The sequence below is a fragment of the Bradyrhizobium sp. CCGUVB23 genome, assembly GCF_024199885.1.
GTDB lineage: Bacteria > Pseudomonadota > Alphaproteobacteria > Rhizobiales > Xanthobacteraceae > Bradyrhizobium.
Window position 1 is genome coordinate 6,965,463 of sequence record NZ_JANADQ010000001.1, and the last position, 19,273, is coordinate 6,984,735.

At 62.0% G+C, this 19,273-nt stretch carries 17 protein-coding genes and 2 pseudogenes; 12 read left to right on the forward strand and 7 right to left on the reverse strand.

Annotation, left to right across the window (positions count from 1 at the left end; all coding sequences use genetic code 11):
• Positions 1-12 precede the first annotated feature (12 nt).
• Both NLN62_RS32260 and NLN62_RS32265 read left to right on the forward strand, forming a co-directional pair.
• Positions 13-2,763, forward strand: coding sequence for an EAL domain-containing protein (locus NLN62_RS32260; protein ID WP_254111484.1), 2,751 nt, complete (start codon positions 13-15; stop codon positions 2,761-2,763).
• 61 nt (positions 2,764-2,824) lie between these two features.
• Complete coding sequence (locus NLN62_RS32265; RefSeq protein WP_254111485.1) at positions 2,825-4,006, forward strand: OpgC domain-containing protein; 1,182 nt, start codon at positions 2,825-2,827, stop codon at positions 4,004-4,006.
• On the opposite strand, the gene NLN62_RS32270 is transcribed toward NLN62_RS32265, so the two are convergent.
• Positions 4,003-4,263, reverse strand: coding sequence for a hypothetical protein (locus NLN62_RS32270; RefSeq protein WP_254111486.1), 261 nt, complete (start codon positions 4,261-4,263; stop codon positions 4,003-4,005). The genes NLN62_RS32265 and NLN62_RS32270 overlap by 4 nt on opposite strands.
• Positions 4,264-4,531: 268 nt before the next feature.
• Between NLN62_RS32270 and rocF the strand changes: the two genes are divergently transcribed.
• The 4 genes and pseudogenes from rocF to NLN62_RS32290 all read left to right on the forward strand — a co-directional run bounded on the left by rocF (position 4,532) and on the right by NLN62_RS32290 (position 7,866).
• Entirely contained in the window at positions 4,532-5,509 is a 978-nt protein-coding gene (rocF, locus tag NLN62_RS32275; RefSeq protein WP_254111487.1) for an arginase, read from the forward strand.
• A 170-nt stretch (positions 5,510-5,679) separates the two neighbouring features.
• Positions 5,680-6,951 (forward strand): sulfite dehydrogenase, encoded by a 1,272-nt coding sequence (soxC, locus tag NLN62_RS32280; protein WP_254111488.1) that lies wholly within the window; start codon positions 5,680-5,682, stop codon positions 6,949-6,951.
• Positions 6,938-7,477: pseudogene (locus tag NLN62_RS32285) on the forward strand (c-type cytochrome). Before soxC ends, NLN62_RS32285 begins: the two are co-directional and overlap by 14 nt.
• A gap of 107 nt (positions 7,478-7,584) precedes the next feature.
• Complete coding sequence (locus NLN62_RS32290; protein WP_254111489.1) at positions 7,585-7,866, forward strand: hypothetical protein; 282 nt, start codon at positions 7,585-7,587, stop codon at positions 7,864-7,866.
• 20 nt (positions 7,867-7,886) lie between these two features.
• On the opposite strand, the gene NLN62_RS32295 is transcribed toward NLN62_RS32290, so the two are convergent.
• From NLN62_RS32295 to NLN62_RS32310, 4 genes and pseudogenes are all read right to left on the reverse strand, one after another.
• The gene (locus NLN62_RS32295) at positions 7,887-9,101 is read right to left on the reverse strand and encodes a mandelate racemase/muconate lactonizing enzyme family protein (RefSeq protein WP_254111490.1); all 1,215 of its coding nucleotides are present in this window, start codon (positions 9,099-9,101) and stop codon (positions 7,887-7,889) included.
• 517 nt (positions 9,102-9,618) lie between these two features.
• Complete coding sequence (locus tag NLN62_RS32300; protein WP_254111491.1) at positions 9,619-10,905, reverse strand: NRAMP family divalent metal transporter; 1,287 nt, start codon at positions 10,903-10,905, stop codon at positions 9,619-9,621.
• Positions 10,906-11,192: 287 nt separating this feature from the next.
• On the reverse strand, positions 11,193-11,846 hold the full coding sequence (locus tag NLN62_RS32305; RefSeq protein WP_254111492.1) for a hypothetical protein: 654 nt from the start codon (positions 11,844-11,846) through the stop codon (positions 11,193-11,195).
• 49 nt (positions 11,847-11,895) lie between these two features.
• A pseudogene (locus NLN62_RS32310) lies at positions 11,896-12,563 on the reverse strand (SOS response-associated peptidase).
• 230 nt (positions 12,564-12,793) lie between these two features.
• Here NLN62_RS32310 and NLN62_RS32315 point away from each other — a divergent pair.
• Positions 12,794-12,952, forward strand: coding sequence for a hypothetical protein (locus tag NLN62_RS32315; RefSeq protein WP_254111493.1), 159 nt, complete (start codon positions 12,794-12,796; stop codon positions 12,950-12,952).
• Positions 12,946-13,152, forward strand: a complete 207-nt coding sequence (locus tag NLN62_RS32320) for a hypothetical protein (protein ID WP_254111494.1) — start codon at positions 12,946-12,948, stop codon at positions 13,150-13,152. Before NLN62_RS32315 ends, NLN62_RS32320 begins: the two co-directional genes overlap by 7 nt.
• Positions 13,153-13,179: 27 nt before the next feature.
• Here the strand turns inward: NLN62_RS32320 and NLN62_RS32325 are convergent, their stop codons facing one another.
• The gene (locus NLN62_RS32325) at positions 13,180-13,365 is read right to left on the reverse strand and encodes a hypothetical protein (protein WP_254111495.1); all 186 of its coding nucleotides are present in this window, start codon (positions 13,363-13,365) and stop codon (positions 13,180-13,182) included.
• A 458-nt stretch (positions 13,366-13,823) separates the two neighbouring features.
• Here NLN62_RS32325 and NLN62_RS32330 point away from each other — a divergent pair, with 458 nt between their 5' ends.
• Both NLN62_RS32330 and NLN62_RS32335 read left to right on the forward strand, forming a co-directional pair.
• On the forward strand, positions 13,824-14,495 hold the full coding sequence (locus NLN62_RS32330; protein WP_254111496.1) for a hypothetical protein: 672 nt from the start codon (positions 13,824-13,826) through the stop codon (positions 14,493-14,495).
• Complete coding sequence (locus NLN62_RS32335) at positions 14,476-14,709, forward strand: cupin domain-containing protein (RefSeq protein WP_254111497.1); 234 nt, start codon at positions 14,476-14,478, stop codon at positions 14,707-14,709. Before NLN62_RS32330 ends, NLN62_RS32335 begins: the two co-directional genes overlap by 20 nt.
• A 216-nt stretch (positions 14,710-14,925) precedes the next feature.
• Here NLN62_RS32335 and NLN62_RS32340 read toward each other — a convergent pair whose 3' ends face one another.
• Positions 14,926-15,603 (reverse strand): hypothetical protein, encoded by a 678-nt coding sequence (locus tag NLN62_RS32340; protein ID WP_254111498.1) that lies wholly within the window; start codon positions 15,601-15,603, stop codon positions 14,926-14,928.
• A 479-nt stretch (positions 15,604-16,082) separates the two neighbouring features.
• Here NLN62_RS32340 and NLN62_RS32345 point away from each other — a divergent pair, with 479 nt between their 5' ends.
• Entirely contained in the window at positions 16,083-17,129 is a 1,047-nt protein-coding gene (locus NLN62_RS32345; protein ID WP_254111499.1) for a tetratricopeptide repeat protein, read from the forward strand.
• A gap of 859 nt (positions 17,130-17,988) precedes the next feature.
• Positions 17,989-18,954, forward strand: coding sequence for a DUF4261 domain-containing protein (locus NLN62_RS32350; protein ID WP_254111500.1), 966 nt, complete (start codon positions 17,989-17,991; stop codon positions 18,952-18,954).
• Positions 18,955-19,273: the final 319 nt, after the last annotated feature.

The window sequence follows — 19,273 nt, forward strand, 5'->3', positions numbered from 1 at the left end:
CGGGGGGACTGAGTGAAACGCTATCGACCGCATATTCTGGTTGTGGCTGCGCTTGCCGTCGTGCTGTCCACGGGATGGCACGGCGCGCTGCGCAGTGCGCTCACCGATTTACGCTTCGCCTGGCAATCGCGCGAGGCGAGCGGCGATATTGCCGTGGTTGCGATCGATGCGGCATCGATCGATCGGATCGGCGTCTGGCCATGGCCGCGGCGGCTGCATGCCGAGCTCTTGCGCAAGCTCGAAGGCGCCGGCGTTCGCGATGTCGCCTTCGACGTCGATTTCAGCACACCGTCCGATCCTGCATCCGACCAGGCTTTCGTCGAGGCGCTCACGGACGTCGGTGGTTCGACGATACTGCCGTCCTTCAAGCAACCGGCACCGAACAGCGGCGGGATCCACATCAACCGCCCTCTGACGCCGTTCGGCGAACAGTCGTGGCCGGCCGTCGTCAATGTTTCGGTGGAGTCCGACGGGCTGGTTCGACGCTATCCTTTCGGCGAGAAGCTCGGCGACGAGTTCGTGCCTTCGATGGCGGCGGTGTTGGCGGGGCAATATGCCAACCGGAGCGCGCCGTTTCTGATCGATTTCTCGATCCGCGCGTCTTCGATTCCGCGCGTCTCCTTTGCCGACGTTTTGCGCGGCGACGCCACGACCCTTGCCAAGCTGAAAGACAAGAAGGTCCTCGTCGGGGCCACTGCCTTCGAGCTCGGCGACCGCTTCAGCGTACCCAACGGCAATGTCGCATCCGGTCCCGTGCTACAGGCTCTGGCGGCGGAATCGATCCTTCAGCATCGCACGCTGCGCTGGACCTCCGATATCGGCATGATCCTGGGCCTCGGTGCTCTGGCCCTGCTCATGATGTTCTCCTGGCGCCGCCTCGGTCCGGGTGTTCGGGTTGTGATCCTCGTTGCGGCGGCGGCGGCAGTCGAGCTGCTCGCTGCCCTCGTGCAGCTGAAATGGCCGCTCGTCATCGACACGTCGCTGTTCCACATCGCGACGGTTGCCTATCTCACCGCGATCGCGCTCGACGAGATCGATTTCCGCAGCCTGCTCGGTCGCATCGCCGAGAGCCGCTTCCACCGCATCGCGATGTCGCTCGGCGACGGCCTGGTCTGCACCGACGAGAACCACATGATCACGGTGTGGAATCCCGGCGCGAGCGCGATCTTCGGCTACATGCCGGCGGAAATGATCGGCCGCCCCTTCGAAACGCTCTGCGCAGCGCCGACCGACGGCGCGGCCAAGCGCTTCTCGACACGTGACGCTGCGCGTCAGGCGCTGCTGGTCCCGGGCGGGGCCGTCGTCGTCGAGTTCGAGGGACGGCGCAAGACCGGCGAGGTGTTTCCGGTCGAGGCCAGCTTCTCGGGCTGGCAAGGCACGGACGGCTTCCAGTACGGCGCGATCCTGCGTGACATCTCGGTCCGCAAGCGCGAGGCCGAACGCGTGAAATATCTCGCCGAGTACGACTCGCTCACGGGCCTTGCCAACCGCAACACCTTGCATGCGGGGCTGGTCGGCCTGGTCGCGGCGGCGAAGCGGCAGTCGCACGAGGTCGCGCTCCTGGTGCTGGGGCTCGACGGCTTCCAGCAGATCAACGATATGTTCGGTCATGCGGCCGGTGATCTCGTCCTCAAGGCGGTCGCTGCGCGGCTGCGGGCCGAGGCCGGGGTCAAAGCGATCGTCGCGCGGCTCAGCGGCGACGAGTTCGCGATCGCGATCGACTGCGTCGAGGCCAATGAGCCGATCGCGGTGTTCACCGAGCGCGTGATGCGCGCGTTCGAGCTGCCGCTCGCGGCCGGCACGCGCCAGCATCGCGTCAGGATCAGCGCCGGGGTCGCCCTCTATCCGGACGGCGGGCAGAACGCCGACGACCTCCTGAGCAACGGCCATCTCGCACTCTACCGGGCGAAGACGACCCACCGCGGCGGCTACGTGATCTTCGAGAGCACCATCAGAGAGGAGCTCGAGAACAGGCTGACGCTCGAGAGTGAGCTCGCGCAGGCCGCTGACCGCAACGAATTCGAGCTGTTTTACCAGCCGCAGGTTCGTCTGGTTGATGGCGCGCTCCTCGGCGCGGAAGCGCTGATCCGCTGGCGTCATCCATCGCGCGGCTACGTCTCGCCGGCGGAGTTCATGCCTGTCGTCAACACGTCCGCGCTCTCGGAACGGATCGCCGGCTGGGTGATGGAGACAGCCTGCAAACAGGCGCGGGCGTGGGAGCTGTCCGGCAACAACGTCCGCGTCGCGATCAATCTGTCGCCGTCGCAGCTTCATTCGGGCGATCTGGCGCATTCGGTAGGCGAATTGCTGGCCGCCACCGGGCTCACGCCCTCGCTGCTCGAGCTCGAGGTGACCGAGGATATCCTCCTCCTCGACGAGGCGCGGGTGCTCGACATGTTCAAGCGCATCCAGGAGCTCGGTGTCCGCGTTCTGTTCGACGACTTCGGCACGGGTTACGCGAGCTTGAGCTATCTGAAGAAGTTTCCGCTCGACGGGCTCAAGATCGACCGCTCCTTCGTGCTCGATCTGCTCGCCGATTCCGACGATGCAGCGATCGTCAGCTCGACCGTCGGACTGAGCAAGCAGCTTGGTCTCTCCGTGATCGCCGAGGGCATCGAGAACCGCGCGACGGCCGACTTCCTGGTCAGCATGGGATGCGAGGAAGGGCAGGGCTATTTCTTCGGCCGCCCGATGCCGGCCGCCGCATTCGGGCGTCAGTTTCTGACGGTGCAGCCGATCCACGAGGTCGTCGGCGCCGCCTGAGTGCGACGCGCGGCGGTACAGACAATCCCGGCAGAATCGGTATCATGCAGTCTCGTGCGACATGCCCGTCGTTTCGAGGCTCATCGGGATCGTGACGGATTATCACCCGGAGTTGGCCAAGGGAGCACTTCTGCACGGACAGAAGGGCTATCGCGATCTGCGATTGGACGTCTGTCGCGGACTGGCACTGTGGTTCATCTTCATCGATCATATCCCGGACAATTCGCTGGCATGGCTGACGCTGCGCAACTACGGCTTCAGTGACACCACCGAGGTGTTCGTCTTCGTCTCCGGTTACACCTGCATGCTGGCCTATGGCGGCGCTCTGCCGGAGCAGGGATGGCTCACGGTGATCGCCCGGGCGCTGCGGCGGAGTTTCGAGATCTACTGCGCATTCTTGCTGCTGTTTGGGGCCTATGTCGCCCTGGTATGGCTGGTCGGCGGTGGTGAGCGGTACGTCGACGAAACCAACACGGGCTTTTTCTTCAAGGACCCCGGCGCGGCGCTCGTGCATGCGGCGATGCTGCAATATACGCCCGTCAATACCGATATCCTCCCGACCTTCGTGCTGCTGCACCTCGCATTTCCGCTGCTGCTGTGGCTCCTGATCCGCATCCCCACGACGACGCTGGTCGTTTCGTTCCTCGTGTATCTGATGGTCCAGCTTCGGAGCTGGCACGTGCCGGCCTGGCCGACGGGCGAACTCTATTTCAATCCGTTCGCATTCCAGCTCCTGTTCGTGTTCGGCGCTTGGTATGCCGGCAGCGGCGGTAACATGATCAGGCCACTCGTGCAGTCGCGGGTGACCCTGGTGGTTGCGCTGCTCTATCTGCTGTTCAGCCTTGTCATCGCCTTGAGCTGGCAGTTCGATGTGTTGCAGCTGCTGATCCCGGACGATGTCTCGGGATGGATCTATCCGATCTACAAGAGCCACCTGGCGCCGGTGCGCCTGGTGCACTTTCTCGCGCTGGCCGTCGTGGTTTCGCGGTTCACGCTCCGGGAGGGACGCCGACCGGTACCACCGCCTGCGATCGCGATGATCCGTTGTGGCGAGAACTCGCTTTCGATGTATTGCCTGGGAGTCCTGCTGTCCTTTATCGGTCAGGTCATCCTCAGCGATGTTTCCGGCGGCTTCGTCGCGCAGCTTTGGGTCAGCGTTGCCGGAATCGCGGTGATGATCGTCGCTGCCACACTGGCGACATGGGAGGCGCAGCTCGATCGGCGGGGACCAAAACTGTTCTAGCGCCGGCGCGCAATCGCGACGCCGAACAGGAACGCGACGAAAAGGCTCGCCAGCGGCGCCTCGCGCGTGATCGCGGCGACCGTCGAGAGCGGCTTGCCGGGCTTTCGTGCCTCCTCGATGGCCGCTGTAAGACGATCGACCGCGGCGTGCAGGCCGCCGGCCACCTCGCCGATCGTGCGAGAGACGTCGGTTGCGGTATCGATGGCGCGCTCGGCTATGCCTGGTTGCGCAACTGGTTCCGGTATGTCCACGCTCAAGGCTTACGACCTCCACGCCCGCGAAATGGCAGGGACCGGCACCTTTGGCTATCCTCGCGAGCGCTCGTTCTGAACAGCGGGTCCGAAGACCTTTGGCTATCCGCGACTGGCGCCGTCTTGACGGCGGGTGCCGGCCTACACTGAAAATGCCGCGGGCGAGGTTTGGTTCCCGTGGGCGTCGGCGGGCGATGGATCGGACCCGGGAAACGACGGAGGCGAATCTCTGGTAGGCTGATGCCTCAGCGCAGACCTGATCAGGGAGATGGTCGTGACCGATCGCACAACATCGGATCGAACCAGGCGCATTGCGCTGCTCGGCGCTCCCATCGACATGGGCGCTTCGCAGCGCGGGACGCTGATGGGCCCTGCGGCCTTGCGGACCGCCGGCCTTGCGACCTTGCTGGAAAATCTCGACTTCGAGGTCGTCGATCATGGCGACCTTTCGGTCGCCGGCATTCCTGATCCGAGCGACGAGCCGCCCCAGAACGCCAATCACTACCGCGAAATCCAGCGCTGGACGCGCTTGCTGAGCCATCGCGCCTATGACGTCGCCAAGAGTGGGACGGTCCCGATCTTTCTCGGTGGCGACCATACGCTGTCGATGGGCTCGGTCAACGCCATGGCGCGTCATTGGCAAGAGCGCGGGCGCAAATTGTTCGTGCTCTGGCTCGACGCGCATGCCGACTACAACACGCCGGCTACGACGATCACGGCGAACATGCATGGCATGTCCGCGGCGTTTTTGTGCGGCGAGCCCGGGCTCGACGGGCTGCTCGGCAAGGAGCCGCGCGCCTCGATCGATCCCGGCCAGCTCGAGCTGTTCGGCACGCGCTCGATCGACAAGCTCGAGAAGGAGCTGATGCGCACGCGGCGTATCCGCGTCGCAGACATGCGCCAGATCGACGAGTTCGGCGTTGCCGTCCTGATCCGGCGCTTCATCGAGCGGGTGAAGGAGAGCGACGGGGTGCTGCATGTCAGCTTCGACGTCGATTTCCTCGACCCCTGCGTGGCTCCCGGCGTCGGCACCACGGTGCCGGGCGGAGCGACCTACCGCGAGGCGCATCTGATCATGGAGCTGCTGCACGATTCCGGTCTGGTCCGGTCGGTCGACATCGTCGAGCTCAATCCGTTCCTGGACGAGCGCGGCCGCACCGCGCGGACCGCGGTCGAGCTGATTGGCAGCCTGTTCGGGCAACAGATCGCGGATCGCCCGACGCCAAGCAACGCGATCTCGCCAGGCGAGTAGAGTCCGAGACGCCGATCAGATTGTTCATGCGCTGCGGCGCCGGAAAGGAACTCCTCCGCGAGACCGCGGATTTAGATCAGCCGTCGCGACGATCGCCTGATTTTGAAACGCGCGCGAATTGCCAAGGCGCTCGCGAGGCGATTTCATGCGGCCGAGCACGAGGGCCCGCAATGACCAAGGCACGAACGACTGACGGCATAGACGCAACCACGCGCCGTCGCTTCCTAAAGTCCGGCGGCGCGGCCCTCAGTGCAGTCGTTTTCGGTGCCGGCACCGCCGCCACGGCGGCTGGGACGGACAATCTACCGCCCGACATTCCCGAATGGATGAAGGCGCCGGGCGAGCCGATGGGCAGCCAGCCCTACGGGGCGCCGTCGCCGTTCGAGAAGAACGTCGTCAAGAACATCTCGAAAAACCTCAAGCAATACATCTCGGCTTCGAGCCGGACACCGTTGCAGGAACTCGACGGCATCATCACGCCGAACGGGCTGTTCTACGAGCGCCATCACGGCGGCGTGCCGACGATCGATCCGGCGCAGCACCGCCTGATGCTTCATGGCCTGGTCGAGCGCCCCCTGATCTTCACCATGGATAACCTGCGGCGCTTTCCGTCGCAGTCGCGCATCCATTTCCTCGAGTGCTCGGGCAATCCCGGCTACACAAAGCCTTACGGCAAGACCGCCTCCGACCTCGTGGGCCTGGTGAGTTGTGCCGAGTGGACCGGCGTGAGCGTGAAGCTGGTGCTCGAGGAAGCCGGTCTCAGGCCGGAAGCCAAGTGGGTCGTGGCCGAAGGCGCCGACGCCGCGGCGCTGACGCGCAGCATCCCGATCGAGAAATGCCTCGACGATGCCATGCTGGTCTACAGCCAGAACGGCGAGCGGCTGCGGCCGCAGCAGGGCTATCCCCTGCGGCTTTTTCTCCCCGGATTCGAGGGCAACATGAGCGTGAAGTGGCTGCGGCGCCTGCACGTGACGTCGGAGCCCACCTATTCGCGCGAGGAGACCTCGAAATACACCGACCTGCTGCCCGACGGCACCGCGCGCGAGTTCTCCTTCTACATGGAAGCCAAGTCGATCATCACGCGTCCCTCCGGCGGACAGCGCCTCGATGCGCCCGGCTTTCACGAGATCACCGGGATTGCCTGGAGCGGGCACGGCAGGATCGCCCGCGTGGAGGTGTCCGTCGATGACGGCAAGAGCTGGCAGTCAGCGCAATTGCAGGAGCCGGTGCTGACGCGCGCGTTGACGCGCTTCCGCTTTCCGTGGCGATGGGACGGCAAGGCCGCCGTGATCCAGAGCCGCGCCATCGACGAGACCGGCTACGTCCAGCCGACGCTTGATCAGCTCCTTGCCGTGCGCGGCGAAAACTATTTCTACCACAACGACGCGATCTGGCCCTGGCGCATCGCAGACAGCGGTGAGGTGACCAATGCGCTGGCGTGAATTTGGCGGCATCGCCTTCGCAATCCTGCTGTGCGCGTGGACGGGCGGCGCGTCTGCGCAAAGCCCGTACGGCATCGGACGGTCGGCATCGCCCGCGGAGATCGCAGGCTGGAACATCGACATCGGACGGGACGGCAGCAATCTGCCTGAGGGCCGCGGCACGGTCAGTCGGGGAGGCGAGGTCTTCGCTCAGCAATGCGCGTCCTGCCATGGCGACAAGGGCGAGGGCGGCTTGGGTGATCGGCTGGTCGGAGGGTAGGGGACGATCGGGACAGCGAGGCCGATCCGCACTGTCGGCAGCTACTGGCCTTACGCGACGACGCTGTTCGACTACATCCGCCGCGCCATGCCGCAGAACGCGCCGCAGTCTCTCAGCAATGACGCCGTCTATGCGGTGTCCGCCTACATCCTGAGCCTGAACGGACTGCTCGGCGCGGATGCGACGCTCGATGCCAAATCGCTGGCCGCGATCAAGATGCCGAACCGCGACAAGTTCGTCGGCGACGCGCGTCCCGACGTGAAGTGAAGCAACCGTTGAATTCCTCGGACTCTCGCGGAACCCACCTGTTCCAGCCGGAACCCGACGCGAGCTCACCGAGTTAACGACTCAGAGGAAACAGCCCAGAGTGTTCGATGGCAATAAGCTTCACGAACTCCCTTGCCGTTGCGCTTCGCCATCCCGGCGTAATCGCGCTCATCGTCGCAGGCCTCACCATTGCCGCGATGCTGCTCGTTGATCACGGCCCGTGGAGCCGGGCCAAGACGCAGCCCGCGCATGTCGCGATGTATCACACCACGGGTGAAGCCGCGCGCGCCGCAGGCGCCATGGTGCTGCCGACCGATCCGAGATCACGAATAGAGCCGGCGCGGCCGGGACCGAAGACATCCCCGGCCGTCAACCCCATAACGCCGTAGTCCTTCAGCTCTTGAGTCCTTCAGCTCTTGCGGCCATAGCTGAGCAGTCCGCCGTGGGTCTTCGGCGGATGTGCGCGCAGCGTCTCCTCGTTCGGCTCGGTGCCCCAGCCCGGGCGGTCCAGAATGACGAGATGGCCGTTCGCGATCTCCGGCTCGTGCGTGAACAGCTCGCGGTCCCACGCCAGGCGATCGATGTCGATCTCCATGATGCGCAGGTTCGGCACCGCGGCGCAGAAATGCGCGTTCATCATCGAGCAGAGATGGCCGTAGAAATTATGCGGCGCGACGTTGACCTCGAAGGCTTCGGCCGCCGACGCGATCTTCATCGACTGCCAGACGCCATTCCACGGCGTGTCGATGATCGCGACGTCCATTGCCTGCTCGCGGAAATAGGGCAGGAATTCGCGTAAGCTGAGCAGCGTCTCGCAGGACGAGATCGGGTGCGGGCTTTGCCTGCGGATGTAGCCGAGCGCTTCCGGATTGAAGCTGTCGATCTCGACCCAGAACATGTCGATGTCGGCGATCGCGCGCAGGATCTTCAGATAGCCTTCGGTCTTGGCGTTGAAGTTGCAGTCGAGCAGGATCTCGACATCGGGGCCTGCGCCGTCGCGGATTGCCTCCAGATGCATGTGCAGGTCGCGCAGGATTTTGCGGTCGACATTGATCTCGGGCGCAAACGGCGAGCCGAAGCCGGGCCGCCAGCCCGTCGGCTTGCCGTCGTCATAGGAGAAGATGTTGGTCTTGAGCGCCGAAAATTTCTTCTCGCGCACCTCGCGCCCCATGGCCTTGACGTCGTCGAGGCTTTCGATTCCTGGCTTGTACCAGGAGGGATGATTGATCCGCCACGTCGCGCAATGCGACCAGTACACGCGCACGCGGTCGCGGATCTTGCCGCCGAGGAGCTCATAGCACGGCACGCCGAGGCACTTGGCCTTGGCATCGAGCAGCGCGTTCTCGATCGCGCCCAGCGCCTGCGCCACCACGCCGCCGGCAGCAGGCCGCGTCGCTGCGAACAGCTCGGCATGGATGCGCTCGTGCTGGAAGACGTTCTGCCCGACCACGCGGCTCGACAGCCGCTGGATCGCAGCGCCGACGCCGGGCGAGCCAAAGCCCTCGTCGAACTCGCTCCAGCCGACGATGCCGTCTTCCGTCGTCAGCTTGACGAAATGGTAGTTTCGCCAGCCGGCGTCGCAGGCGAGGATTTCGAGACTGGTGGCCTTGGATGATGTCGTCATGTCGCTCCCCGGCGGCTGCTTAATGAGCCTTGTTGATCTCTTGCTTGTTAAGCCAAGGCACGAGCCCCGTGAAGCGACGGAGGCGCGCGGCGCTTATGCAGCGGCGTTGTTTTGCAGCGCAGAGGGTTGCCCGAAAGCCTGGGGATAGCCACGATCTTTCCGGGGACCGCCGCGAAATTGCGCCGGCTTCTTTCCTTTTTGGCCACAATCGGACCCCCACGATCAGCCCCATGCAAGCCTTGGCCGTTATGTCGATTCTGGCGCTGCTCACCTTGGGCGGGGCAGCCATTTCCGACCAGATTCTCACGGCCGATCGGCAAATCGTGCAGAGGGTTCAGTAGGGCGCACGATTGGCGAAGGCGCATTGTCTTTGGGGGATGACAGATGCTTTCGGTAGACCAGTTTCTGAGACTGATCAGCGTGCCGGCCGTGTTCGTGGCTTTCATCATTGCATCGCAGGTTTCGGCGGCCCTGACGTCGAACTGATCCTTCTTGCCGCGGGCGCTTTGGCGTCGCACTAGCCGACCACGGACGAGCCGAGCAGGGCCACGACCGCGAGCGCCATCAGCGCGGTGCCGAGCCAGCCGAGCGCGATCAGCCATGTCCGCGCCCTGAACTTGCCCATGACGCCGGCGTTCGAGACGATCAGCATCATCATCGCCATGATGGGGACGGCGACGATGCCGTTGAGCACCGCGCTCCACACCAGCATGTGGATGGAATCGATGCCGGTGAAGCCGAGCGAGAAGCCGATGACGGTCGCGGCCGCGATGATCGTGTAGAAGCCGACGGCTTCATCCGGCTTTGCCTCCAGCGTGGCGCGCCATCCGAAGATCTCCGCAACGCCATAGGCCGCCGAGCCCGCCAGCACCGGGATCGCCAGGAGGCCCGTGCCGATGATGCCGAGCGCGAACAGCAGGAAGGTGAAATCGCCGGCGAGCGGCCGCAGCGCTTCGGCGGCTTCCGTTGCTGAATTGATCCTGGTGACGCCGTTGGCGTGCAGGACTGAGGCCGTGGTCAGGATGATGAAGAAGGCGATGCCGTTCGAGAGCAGCATGCCGAGCGTGGTGTCGGCCCTGATGCGCGTCAGCTCGGGATCCCCGGTGCGCGGCGCCTTCGCCAGGGGCTGGCGATTCCTGTGGTTCATCTCCTCGACCTCCTGGGAGGCCTGCCAGAAGAAGAGATAGGGGCTGATGGTGGTGCCGAGCACGGCGACCACCATCAGGAAATAATCGGCGCTGATGTTGGCCTGCGGCCAGACTGCTGCGAGCAGCGCCGTACTCCAGGGGATGTTCACGGTGAAGGCGGTCGCGACATAGGCGAACAGCGAGAGCGTCAAAAATTTCAGCACCGGCGTGTAGCGACGATAGGGCACGAAGACTTGGAGCAGGGTCGAGGATGCCGCGAAGATCAGCGCGTGCTCGTGGTTCAGCCCGCCGATGACGAGCGAGAGCGCCTCTGCCATCGCGGCGATGTCGGCCGCGATGTTGAACGTGTTCGCGGCAACGAGCATCGCGACCAGCGCCAGCACCAGCCAGCGCGGCACGAGCTTCATGACGTTGGCCGCCAGCCCCTTGCCGGTGACCCGGCCGATCCGCGCGCTGACGAGCTGGATCGCGATCATGAATGGCAGGGTGAGAAACACCGTCCAGAGCAGGCCATAGCCGAACTGCGCGCCGGCCTGCGAATAGGTGGCGATGCCCGACGGATCGTCGTCGGCGGCCCCTGTGATCAGACCGGGCCCCAGCCGCTTCAGCACCATCCGGAGGGATTTTGGCGGTGCGGGAAGGGTGGGGGCGCTCATGGAGGGCGGTGTCTCGCGTCGGCTGGCTTTTCCGAATTCTCCCGGCTAACTCGGGTTAGGGACGAAAAGTTCCCGCCGTCTGCTCGACAGTACGTTTCGGATTGTCCGCATTCGCGGTTGACACGTCGCGCAAATCACCTGTAAACAGGCATCATCGCAGAAATCGTCGAGCCCGCGCCGTCACCGGTCGCGGGCTTTGTTGTTGAGGTGGCCGGAGTGACCCAGCAGACTAGCGGACGCTGACGAACATTCCCGGGCGGCTGCCAGGCCCGCGCCTGCAGGAACGCTCACCTGACGATGAATGCTTGAATATAGTTTTCGAGTGCGTTTTGTTGGGGGAATAGCGGGTGCTCCATGGGCGGCGGATAAACTATTTCCCGCGCGAATATGTCGCGCCACGGACGCGTCACTTCATCCGGAAGCGCTTGCTCGAAAGTGCGGCACTCCACAGAGCAGAACATGTTGATCAGAGAGCTATAAAATCTGCACTTCGCCGAGAACGCTTTGATTGCATGAATATCCTTCGTGGGTGTGTCGCTAGCTACCGCTGTTAACGACGCTGGAGGCATTAGAAATACGTTCGCAGTTTCTTGCCCGTCTTCATCAAGGCCCATGTGACATGCCGCGTTCCAATGGACGATTTCGTTGCGTTCTATGTCGATCGGCCGGAGTTGGCTAAAAAGAGACTTTCTGAATTCCTTGAGTTCTTCCTGAAACTTCTGTCGGAACAGCTTCTCTAGAATCTTGTTTCTTGCATCAGAGTTAGTAATTCTAAAGAGAACAATGGCGGCGGTCCTTATTGATGCGTCCGAGAGGCCGGCGAAAAGTGTTGCAAATGACTGCTCTAGGTTTGCGTACGCTTGAATTGCCTTTCCTCTTGCCGCCCAAATTTCGTGGCCCTCGGCGATCGGAATCACTTTGTTCATATCGATATTTGCCATTGTAAAATCTCTCGTCACATTTGATCGAACGGCATTCAATTTCAACAATTCAAACCCGTGAAGCTATGTCTTCCTTTTCAGCCCCGCGCGCGACGATCTTGAGCTCTTGGTCCGCGAGCGGTCGCTGCAGCGCCTTGGCTTCATCCCATGGTGCCCGTAGCCACACGTCCCGTTCTTCAGCGGTAGTCAGGATCACCGGCATGGCCTTGGAATGGATCGGCTCGACAATCGCATTCGGTGCAGTGGTGAGGAAGCCATAGACCTGATGCGGGCGGGCGATGGGTTTTGATTTCGTACCGCGATCACCGTTGAAAATGGTCCAGATGCCGGCGAAGGCGAACAACGGTCGTGCATCTGCGAGTGCGACCACACGACGTCTTTCTTCTTGGTCTCCGGGTTGGGCTCCGGCGCGTATTCGGCAAAACTGTTGACCGGCACGAGACAGCGGTGCTCCGGCTTGAGCCAGGCGCGCCAGTGCGGCGAGGAGGTGTTGCGGATGTTCGTCACGGGCGGGCCGCCGGTGCGTGGTGGGGGCGGCATGCCCCAGCGCATCATCACCATCTCGCGTTCGCCATTGCCGGCTTCGCGGATGACCGGCGCCGGGTAATCCGGAAACACGCCCGGCATCGGTGCCAAGTTGCCTTCGTAGCGGCGCACGACACGAAAGAGATCGGCAATCGCCGCCTGGTTGGTGGTGATCGAATAGAGATTGCACATGAACGCGATCGATCCTTGGTGCTCTCCGGATAGGAGCGCCCGGCAGTGTCTCACGAGGTTTGCTCTTCGCGCGGGTGAATCTTTTTGCCCGAACGAGGCCATAACGCATTGACTCTATGTTCTTGTTTTGTTCTTATCAAGCTTCATCGCCTGCAAGAGCCGAGAATGCCAACCCTCGAATTCATCCGCTCGGAGATCGAGCGCAGATAGGGCGCCAACGCAAGGAGGTCTTGCAGCTTCAACGCGCCGGCATCTCGACGGCCTCGGCCGAGACTCTGTTGGAGCGCATGCAAGGCAAGGTGGAGCAGCTCTGTGCGCAGCGCGACGCGCTGAGGAAGTCTGAGCCGGGTCCGGTGAAGGGCAGGGTGCTGGGAGGACGAAAATGGTGAGAGAGCGCCCGCAATATTTTACGGATAGCGACGAACATTCGGAGTTCGTGAAGGCGCTGGCTCAAGTCCGCCGCCTCGCACCATTTGAAGGCTGGTGCGCTATGCACGTTCAAGCCATTCAAGTTGCGATCGATCAGTACGCAGAAGCGGCTCTCGGCAATCGCGAGTTCTTCTGGAATAAGCCGCACAGTGCCGGGTAGGCGCAATTATCGTTTGTTGCGTCGAAACTAGCGGATGCTGACGAACATGCCCCACGCGGCCGCGAGACCTGCGCCTGTAACAACATATATGGGGTTGTCGCAGAAGGCGCTTCCGTAAGTACACACGGTGGCACCAAACGAGCCGATCTCGTTATGGCTCGCGGAATAGAACAGACCTGACAGGCCAAGCAGTGCACCGGCGACGTAGTACATCGATCTCCTCCTCGATGGACTTCAAGCGGAGGGCCGCCGCGCAACGCTTGATCCTTCATCGGAGATGATGGTGGCGTGAAGAAGTTTCATTCCGCCAAATTCGATTTGGTGCATTTTAGATAAAGTTCGACACGTCGGGGCGTCTAGGAATGTCGGTTTGAAAAGGAAGAGCGGGCATTCGGGGCACATATAAGAATCCGAAACGACTTGACGCGTCGAGTGCACATCAACCCGCGCGGAAGAATCCGCTGCGGGCTTTTTCGTTATGATGCGCGAGACACGTGATGGCGCATCACGGGGGCGAAATCTCTCGGAAGATTGCCGATGGGCATCAACTCTCTGAGCCGACTATTCCGCCCTGCGAACTTGCTCAGACAAAGGCTGCGTGTTGACTTGCGTTCCCTATTTGTTCCAGGGTAGCCTCTGTTCTGCCCTTGAGCGAAAGAGATGGTTGCTGAATGAGTGCTCTCGCCTTTGTGCTGCTGGACAATCCGACAACTCCGGATATGTCGGCCGTCGCCAAAGCTCTTCGAACGCGGTATCCCGAATTGCCGGCGGAGGCAGTGACGGATGATACCCCCGCGGGGGCTCGGCAAGCAAATTCGCCGCTCATTCGCTGCGGTAACGAATTCGTCGCGGTGATGTCGATGGCGGCGCCTATACCGCAGGATCCGGGCCTATGGTCGCGTACTGCCACGACTTGGTCGGAGGGCAAGACGATTGCGGCGCGGCATCGAGGCCATCTGATCGTTTCAGTGCTTGGGAAAGGCCCGCAGCCGCTGCCCGCTGCGCGTCTCAGCACCGCGGTGACCGGCGCACTGATCGCCGTTATCCCGGAATGCTGCGGCGTGGTGTGGGGCGGCAAGGTTGCACGGCCTGCCAGGCTGTGGCTCGAGATGTCCAGCCGGTCCTATGCGCCGTTTCCCGACTATCCTTTCACGCTGTGGGTCGACGCCGGCTTTTGCCCAGGATGCGGTTGTCGCAACGCTTCCTCAGGACATTCATTTCGAGGGACCCGCCGGAGCGGTGGGAATCGCTACCCTATATGGCGATCCGAAAAAGGCGGGAGTATTTTCGGAGCGGGTGAGAATCCCATCTGGCTTCAAGATCATGCCGCATTGGCATGGTGAGACGCGAACGGCCATCGTTCTGTCCGGCACCTTGTATTACGCGTACGGTGATCAGTGGGATGAAAGTAAATTCAAGGCCTACCCACCCGGCTCGTTCTTGATTGAACCGGCGAAAATCTCCCACTACGCGATGGCAAAGGACGGCGAGGTGGTTCTTCAAGCGACGAGTATCGGTCCGAGCAGCACCGTCAAGATTGAACAGGCGAAGAAGTAGGTTAGCGGTGGCACACGCCTCAGCCTGAATGTTCGCTCCTGGCCCAGCGTCGCAAATCTGACACGTCCCGCTGACGTCCGCTTTCGGGGGCGGAGCCGACTAGATTGGCTCACACGAGTTTTTCGCCTTTTTAACCCGAAGCGGACATTCCGCATGGCTCGATGGTTTCGAGCCATGCTGTCTTGTGTCTCTTGTGCGGTGGGTGGGCGGCATGGACTAGCGGCGGCCCGAATGCTCGGCGAATTGCTTTTCGCCGGGCAACTTGCCCCCGGCCAGCAGGCTGGTGCAAATCCACCGAGATTCTCTGGGTTGCGCGCCAAGGAAAGCCTTGGTCTCTACGCACTGCGCGTAAGTGTTGTAGCTGAGCGTGTCTGTGCACGTTGGCGAGAAATTGCTACTATCATATCCCCCGGCAGCAAGGCTACATCCAACCCAGGGGGCGTTGCCGACCCTGAAACTTGTTTCGCAACCACCGTTGCAGCTGCGGGCCTCTCTCTCCAGCTTGGCAAGCCTCCCCAATGTTGAATTCGGCGCGAACACTGGCGTTTGAGCGGTTGAGGTGCCGGTTGTCCTGCGGGATGTCCCCGTGTTTGACGACCCCCGTTGCAGATGATGGGGCCTGGCCGCCTGCTCCGGCGCATTGACCGTGACACCGGGTAGCGTGCTGGTGGCCGAGCCTTGCGACGATGCCGGGCCACACAGGAAGACAGTTGCGAACATAGCGAGGATCGAGGGAGCGACAGCACTTGAAGACAATTTCATGATGATGCCTTTCCAGGACGGACAGGCCGTCCATTGGTCAAAATAAACCACGCGCAATTCGTAGCTTGTATTCTGCAACCTGGCTAGCGGTCGGCTCGCCAAGAAGTTGTGCACGCCGGCGTCGCGGGCCACGGCTCGCTCGAGCAAGCGCCCGGTGCAGCGCAACAATCGCGTTGGAAGGGTGCGGGCACCAGTGCTGTCTTCCGCTCATGGCCTTAAGGGACAAGCTGACATATTTCCAAGGAATGTCGGTCTGGAAACGTAGATCGGATTTTCTGACAAAATAGGAAAAACCGAAAACAACTTGACACGTCGGGCAAATCACCAGTAAAGTGGCATCATCGAAAGAGTTCGCATCAGCCCGCGCGGAGAAATTCGCCGCGGGTTTTTGCTTTGATACGAGCCTCCCAGGCGCGGTCGTTCTGTTGCAGGTGATTGGGAGCCGAACGTCCGCTTCCATTTGTGCCCCCTTCCGGCATCCGGAGTTGAACCGCGTCATTAGGTGAAGCGACTACAGATAGCCGGCCAATGCAAGACGCTGGAATTCTCCGACAGGCTCGAACGAACCGAGCCGGTACGCCCAGTTTTCGTTCTGTCCAAGATCACTCATAATGAAGTTAATTCTGCGGGGCGCGCTGGCGGCTCTGGCTTTCGCATCGATAGTCTGGTTGGTGGCGGCGCCCTCGGCGGACGACGACGTCAATACGTGTGGAAAGGCATCTGGCGACGAGGCAATAGCCGCGTGCACACGTGGGATCGACTCCGGTCGATATAGCGGCCATCAGCTTGCTGCGCTCTTCAACAATCGTTGCTCCAAGTGGAACGGAAAGCGGGAAAGCGACAAGGCCTTTGCGGATTGCAGCCAGGCGATCCTGCTTGATCCGGACTACGCATTGGCGTTCTTCAACCGCGGCAACGCCTGCTTTGCCAAAGGCCAATACGACCGCGCCATCGAGGAATACAACCAATCGATCCGGCTCAATCCGAACTACGCGCATGCGTTCAGCAACCGCGGCAACACCTATGCCAACAAGGGCCAATACGACCGCGCCATCGAGGATTACAACGAGGCGATCCGGCTCAAACCGAACGACGCAGCTGCGTTCTACAACCGCGGCACCGCCTATGACGTCGAAGGCCAACACGACCGAGCCATCGAGGATTACGACCAGGCGATCCGGCTTGATCCGAACTACGCAGATGCGTTCTACAACCGCGGCATCGCCCATAAGGCGAAGGGTCAATACGACCGCGCCATCGAGGATTACGACCAGGCGATCCGGCTCGATCCGAACTACGTAAATGCGTTCAATAACCGCGGCACCTCCTATAGCGCCAAAGGCCAATTCGACCGCGCCATCGAGGATTTCAACCAGGCAATCCGGCTTAATCCAAACCACGCTGAGGCGCTCAACAACCGCGGCATCGCCTATAATGCCAAAGGTCAATACGACCGCGCCATCGAGGATTTCGACCAGGTGATCCGGCTTATGCCGAACCAGGCAATAGCGTTTAATAACCGCGGCTTTGCACGGGAACAAAAGAACGACCTGCAACGCGCATTGGCGGACTACCAGAAATTCTCCGAATTGGCCCCGTCCGATCCTGATGGTCCAAAGGCAGTTGAGCGCTGCACGAAGGCGTTGAGTGGTCGGTGACAGCCGTGCTTTCGATATTCCCATTGACCAAAAGACAGTCTGCGACATCGAGCGACCTGGTGTCGCAGTTTGGAGGCAAACTGCCACAGCTCTGCGAATGTCGGTTTGGAAGGCAAGGCGGGCATTCGAGCCGGATAGGAAAATCAGAAACGACTTGACACGTCGGGCAAATCACCACTAAAGTGGCATCATCCAAAGAGTTCGCATCAACCCGCGCGGAGAGATCCGCCGCGGGTTTTTTTATTCCAATTCCGGGATCGGACGGCGGCCTCGCCCTCGTTGAAACGCGTTCACTGAGCGCCGATCAGCGCGCCGTCGTCCGAACCATGATTGGCCGTGCACGCGCGAACGTGCCGGCCCGCGGCGCGAGCCGATTGCTTGCGCCGCCGCGGCCCCCGGGAAGGGGATAGGGTTCGCGCCCGAAATGAATCGCGCTTTGTCTCGCGATCTGCCGCGCTTTTGCTTTTGTTGGGGTAGCCGATGACTGCCTATCTGATCTCGCTCGCGCTTGAGGGCCTCCTCGCGATCGTCCTGTCGAAGGGAGATTGTGAATGGACGAAATGAAAAAGGAAATGAGTGTACGCGGGACGCCTTCCTCGGTCGTGAGAGGAAAGGGAAGTCAAGTCAGGGTACGAACGCTTACGAAACTGCAGGTTTTTTCATCCGATGCGCAAGACACGTGATGGCGCATCCGAGGGAGTCGAACTCTCTCGGAAGATCGCCTATGGGCGTCTACTCCCTGAGCCGACTATTCCGCTCACGCCCTGCGAACTAGCTCGGAGGGAGGACGTTGACTTTTGTTCGCTATTTGTTCTAGTCAGATTTTGGTTCTACCTCTGAGCGAAAGATGTGATCGCCGATGAGTGCTCTCGCTTTTGTCCTGCTGGACGATCCGACAACACCGGACATGTCGACCGTGGCTAAAGCTCTCCGCACGCGGCATCCCCAGTTGCCGGTGGAGACCGTGTCGGACAACAGTCCGACAGGAGTTCGCCATGTGGGTTCGCCGCTCATTCGCTGCGGTGATGAACTTGTCGCGGTGATGTCGATGCCGGCGCCTATCCCGCAGGATCCGGGCCTATGGTCGCGTACTGCCACGACTTGGCCGGAGGGCAAGACGATTGCGGCGCGGCATCGAGGTCATCTGATCGTTTCAGTAGTCGGGAAAGGCCAGCAGCCGCTGCCCGCCGCGCGTCTCAGCACTGCTGTCATCGGCGCATTGATCGCCGTTATCCCGGAATGCTGCGGCGTGGTGTGGGGCGGCAAGGTCGCGCGGCCCGCCAGGCTGTGGCTCGAGATGTCCAGCCGCTCCTTTGCTCCGTTTCCTGACTATCCCTTCACGCTGTGGCTCGACATCCTTCCGTTTCGTTCGCATGCGGGAATCGGCGCCGTGACGATGGGGCTCGCGGCATTCGCCGGACGTGAGATCGAATTCGAGACTGCTAAGCTGCCGTTTCCAACAATGATCGACAAGGTGACGGGCCTTGCCGCCTATCTCGTCGAACACGGAAACGTGGTCAAGGACGGCGACACCTTTGGAGGAGACGAGCGCGAGCGCTTCGCGGTCCGTTACAAGAACTCCGACCGGTTTGGTGGGATGACGGCAGTCGCTCCGCGGGGGCCGCGTCCCCGCCGCAGGCGGCCGAACGCAGGTCGTTCGATCAAGAACCGGCTCGCGCCGACACTTTTGCCGATCGCTTCGGCGACTGGACCGAGACCTCGGCGGGCACGATGCCTGCGCAGGCATCAGGCACGCTTGGGGCTCCGGCCCCTGACGCAGCACGAACTGTCGCCCCCGAAGATGTTCGGCGCCTTACGCGCGTGAACGCCTCGAACTCAGCTAACGCGTTCGCGTCGGGTACGTCGCCCATTCCCTACTTGCCTTCTTCGGAGTTCAACGACCGCTTTGGCGATTGGAGCATGCCGCCTGGCGATCCACAGTCGCCGCAAGCACGCAGGCCAGTTGGTGCCTTCGTGAATGAGCCGGCCTATTCCATCCCACCACCGATCTGGGGATTGGAGGATCCCCGCGGCGTGCAGAATGATGCTGAAGAATGGTTCTCGCGCTGGATACGGCCGCTCATGCGGCAGGACCGAATGGATTGATGAGGACCGCCCTGCGCATTGTCGAAGCCAGAGTGATA

Coding starts and splice junctions, on each gene's coding strand:
- NLN62_RS32265 (WP_254111485.1), top strand. CDS start 2,825: ATGCCCGTCGTTTCGAGGCTCATCGGGATCGTGACGGATTATCACCCG.
- soxC (WP_254111488.1), top strand. CDS start 5,680: ATGACCAAGGCACGAACGACTGACGGCATAGACGCAACCACGCGCCGT.
- NLN62_RS32290 (WP_254111489.1), top strand. CDS start 7,585: ATGGCAATAAGCTTCACGAACTCCCTTGCCGTTGCGCTTCGCCATCCC.
- NLN62_RS32295 (WP_254111490.1), bottom strand. CDS start 9,101: ATGACGACATCATCCAAGGCCACCAGTCTCGAAATCCTCGCCTGCGAC.
- NLN62_RS32300 (WP_254111491.1), bottom strand. CDS start 10,905: ATGAGCGCCCCCACCCTTCCCGCACCGCCAAAATCCCTCCGGATGGTG.
- NLN62_RS32305 (WP_254111492.1), bottom strand. CDS start 11,846: ATGGCAAATATCGATATGAACAAAGTGATTCCGATCGCCGAGGGCCAC.
- NLN62_RS32320 (WP_254111494.1), top strand. CDS start 12,946: ATGGTGAGAGAGCGCCCGCAATATTTTACGGATAGCGACGAACATTCG.
- NLN62_RS32325 (WP_254111495.1), bottom strand. CDS start 13,365: ATGTACTACGTCGCCGGTGCACTGCTTGGCCTGTCAGGTCTGTTCTAT.
- NLN62_RS32330 (WP_254111496.1), top strand. CDS start 13,824: ATGAGTGCTCTCGCCTTTGTGCTGCTGGACAATCCGACAACTCCGGAT.
- NLN62_RS32335 (WP_254111497.1), top strand. CDS start 14,476: ATGCCGCATTGGCATGGTGAGACGCGAACGGCCATCGTTCTGTCCGGC.
- NLN62_RS32345 (WP_254111499.1), top strand. CDS start 16,083: ATGAAGTTAATTCTGCGGGGCGCGCTGGCGGCTCTGGCTTTCGCATCG.
- NLN62_RS32350 (WP_254111500.1), top strand. CDS start 17,989: ATGAGTGCTCTCGCTTTTGTCCTGCTGGACGATCCGACAACACCGGAC.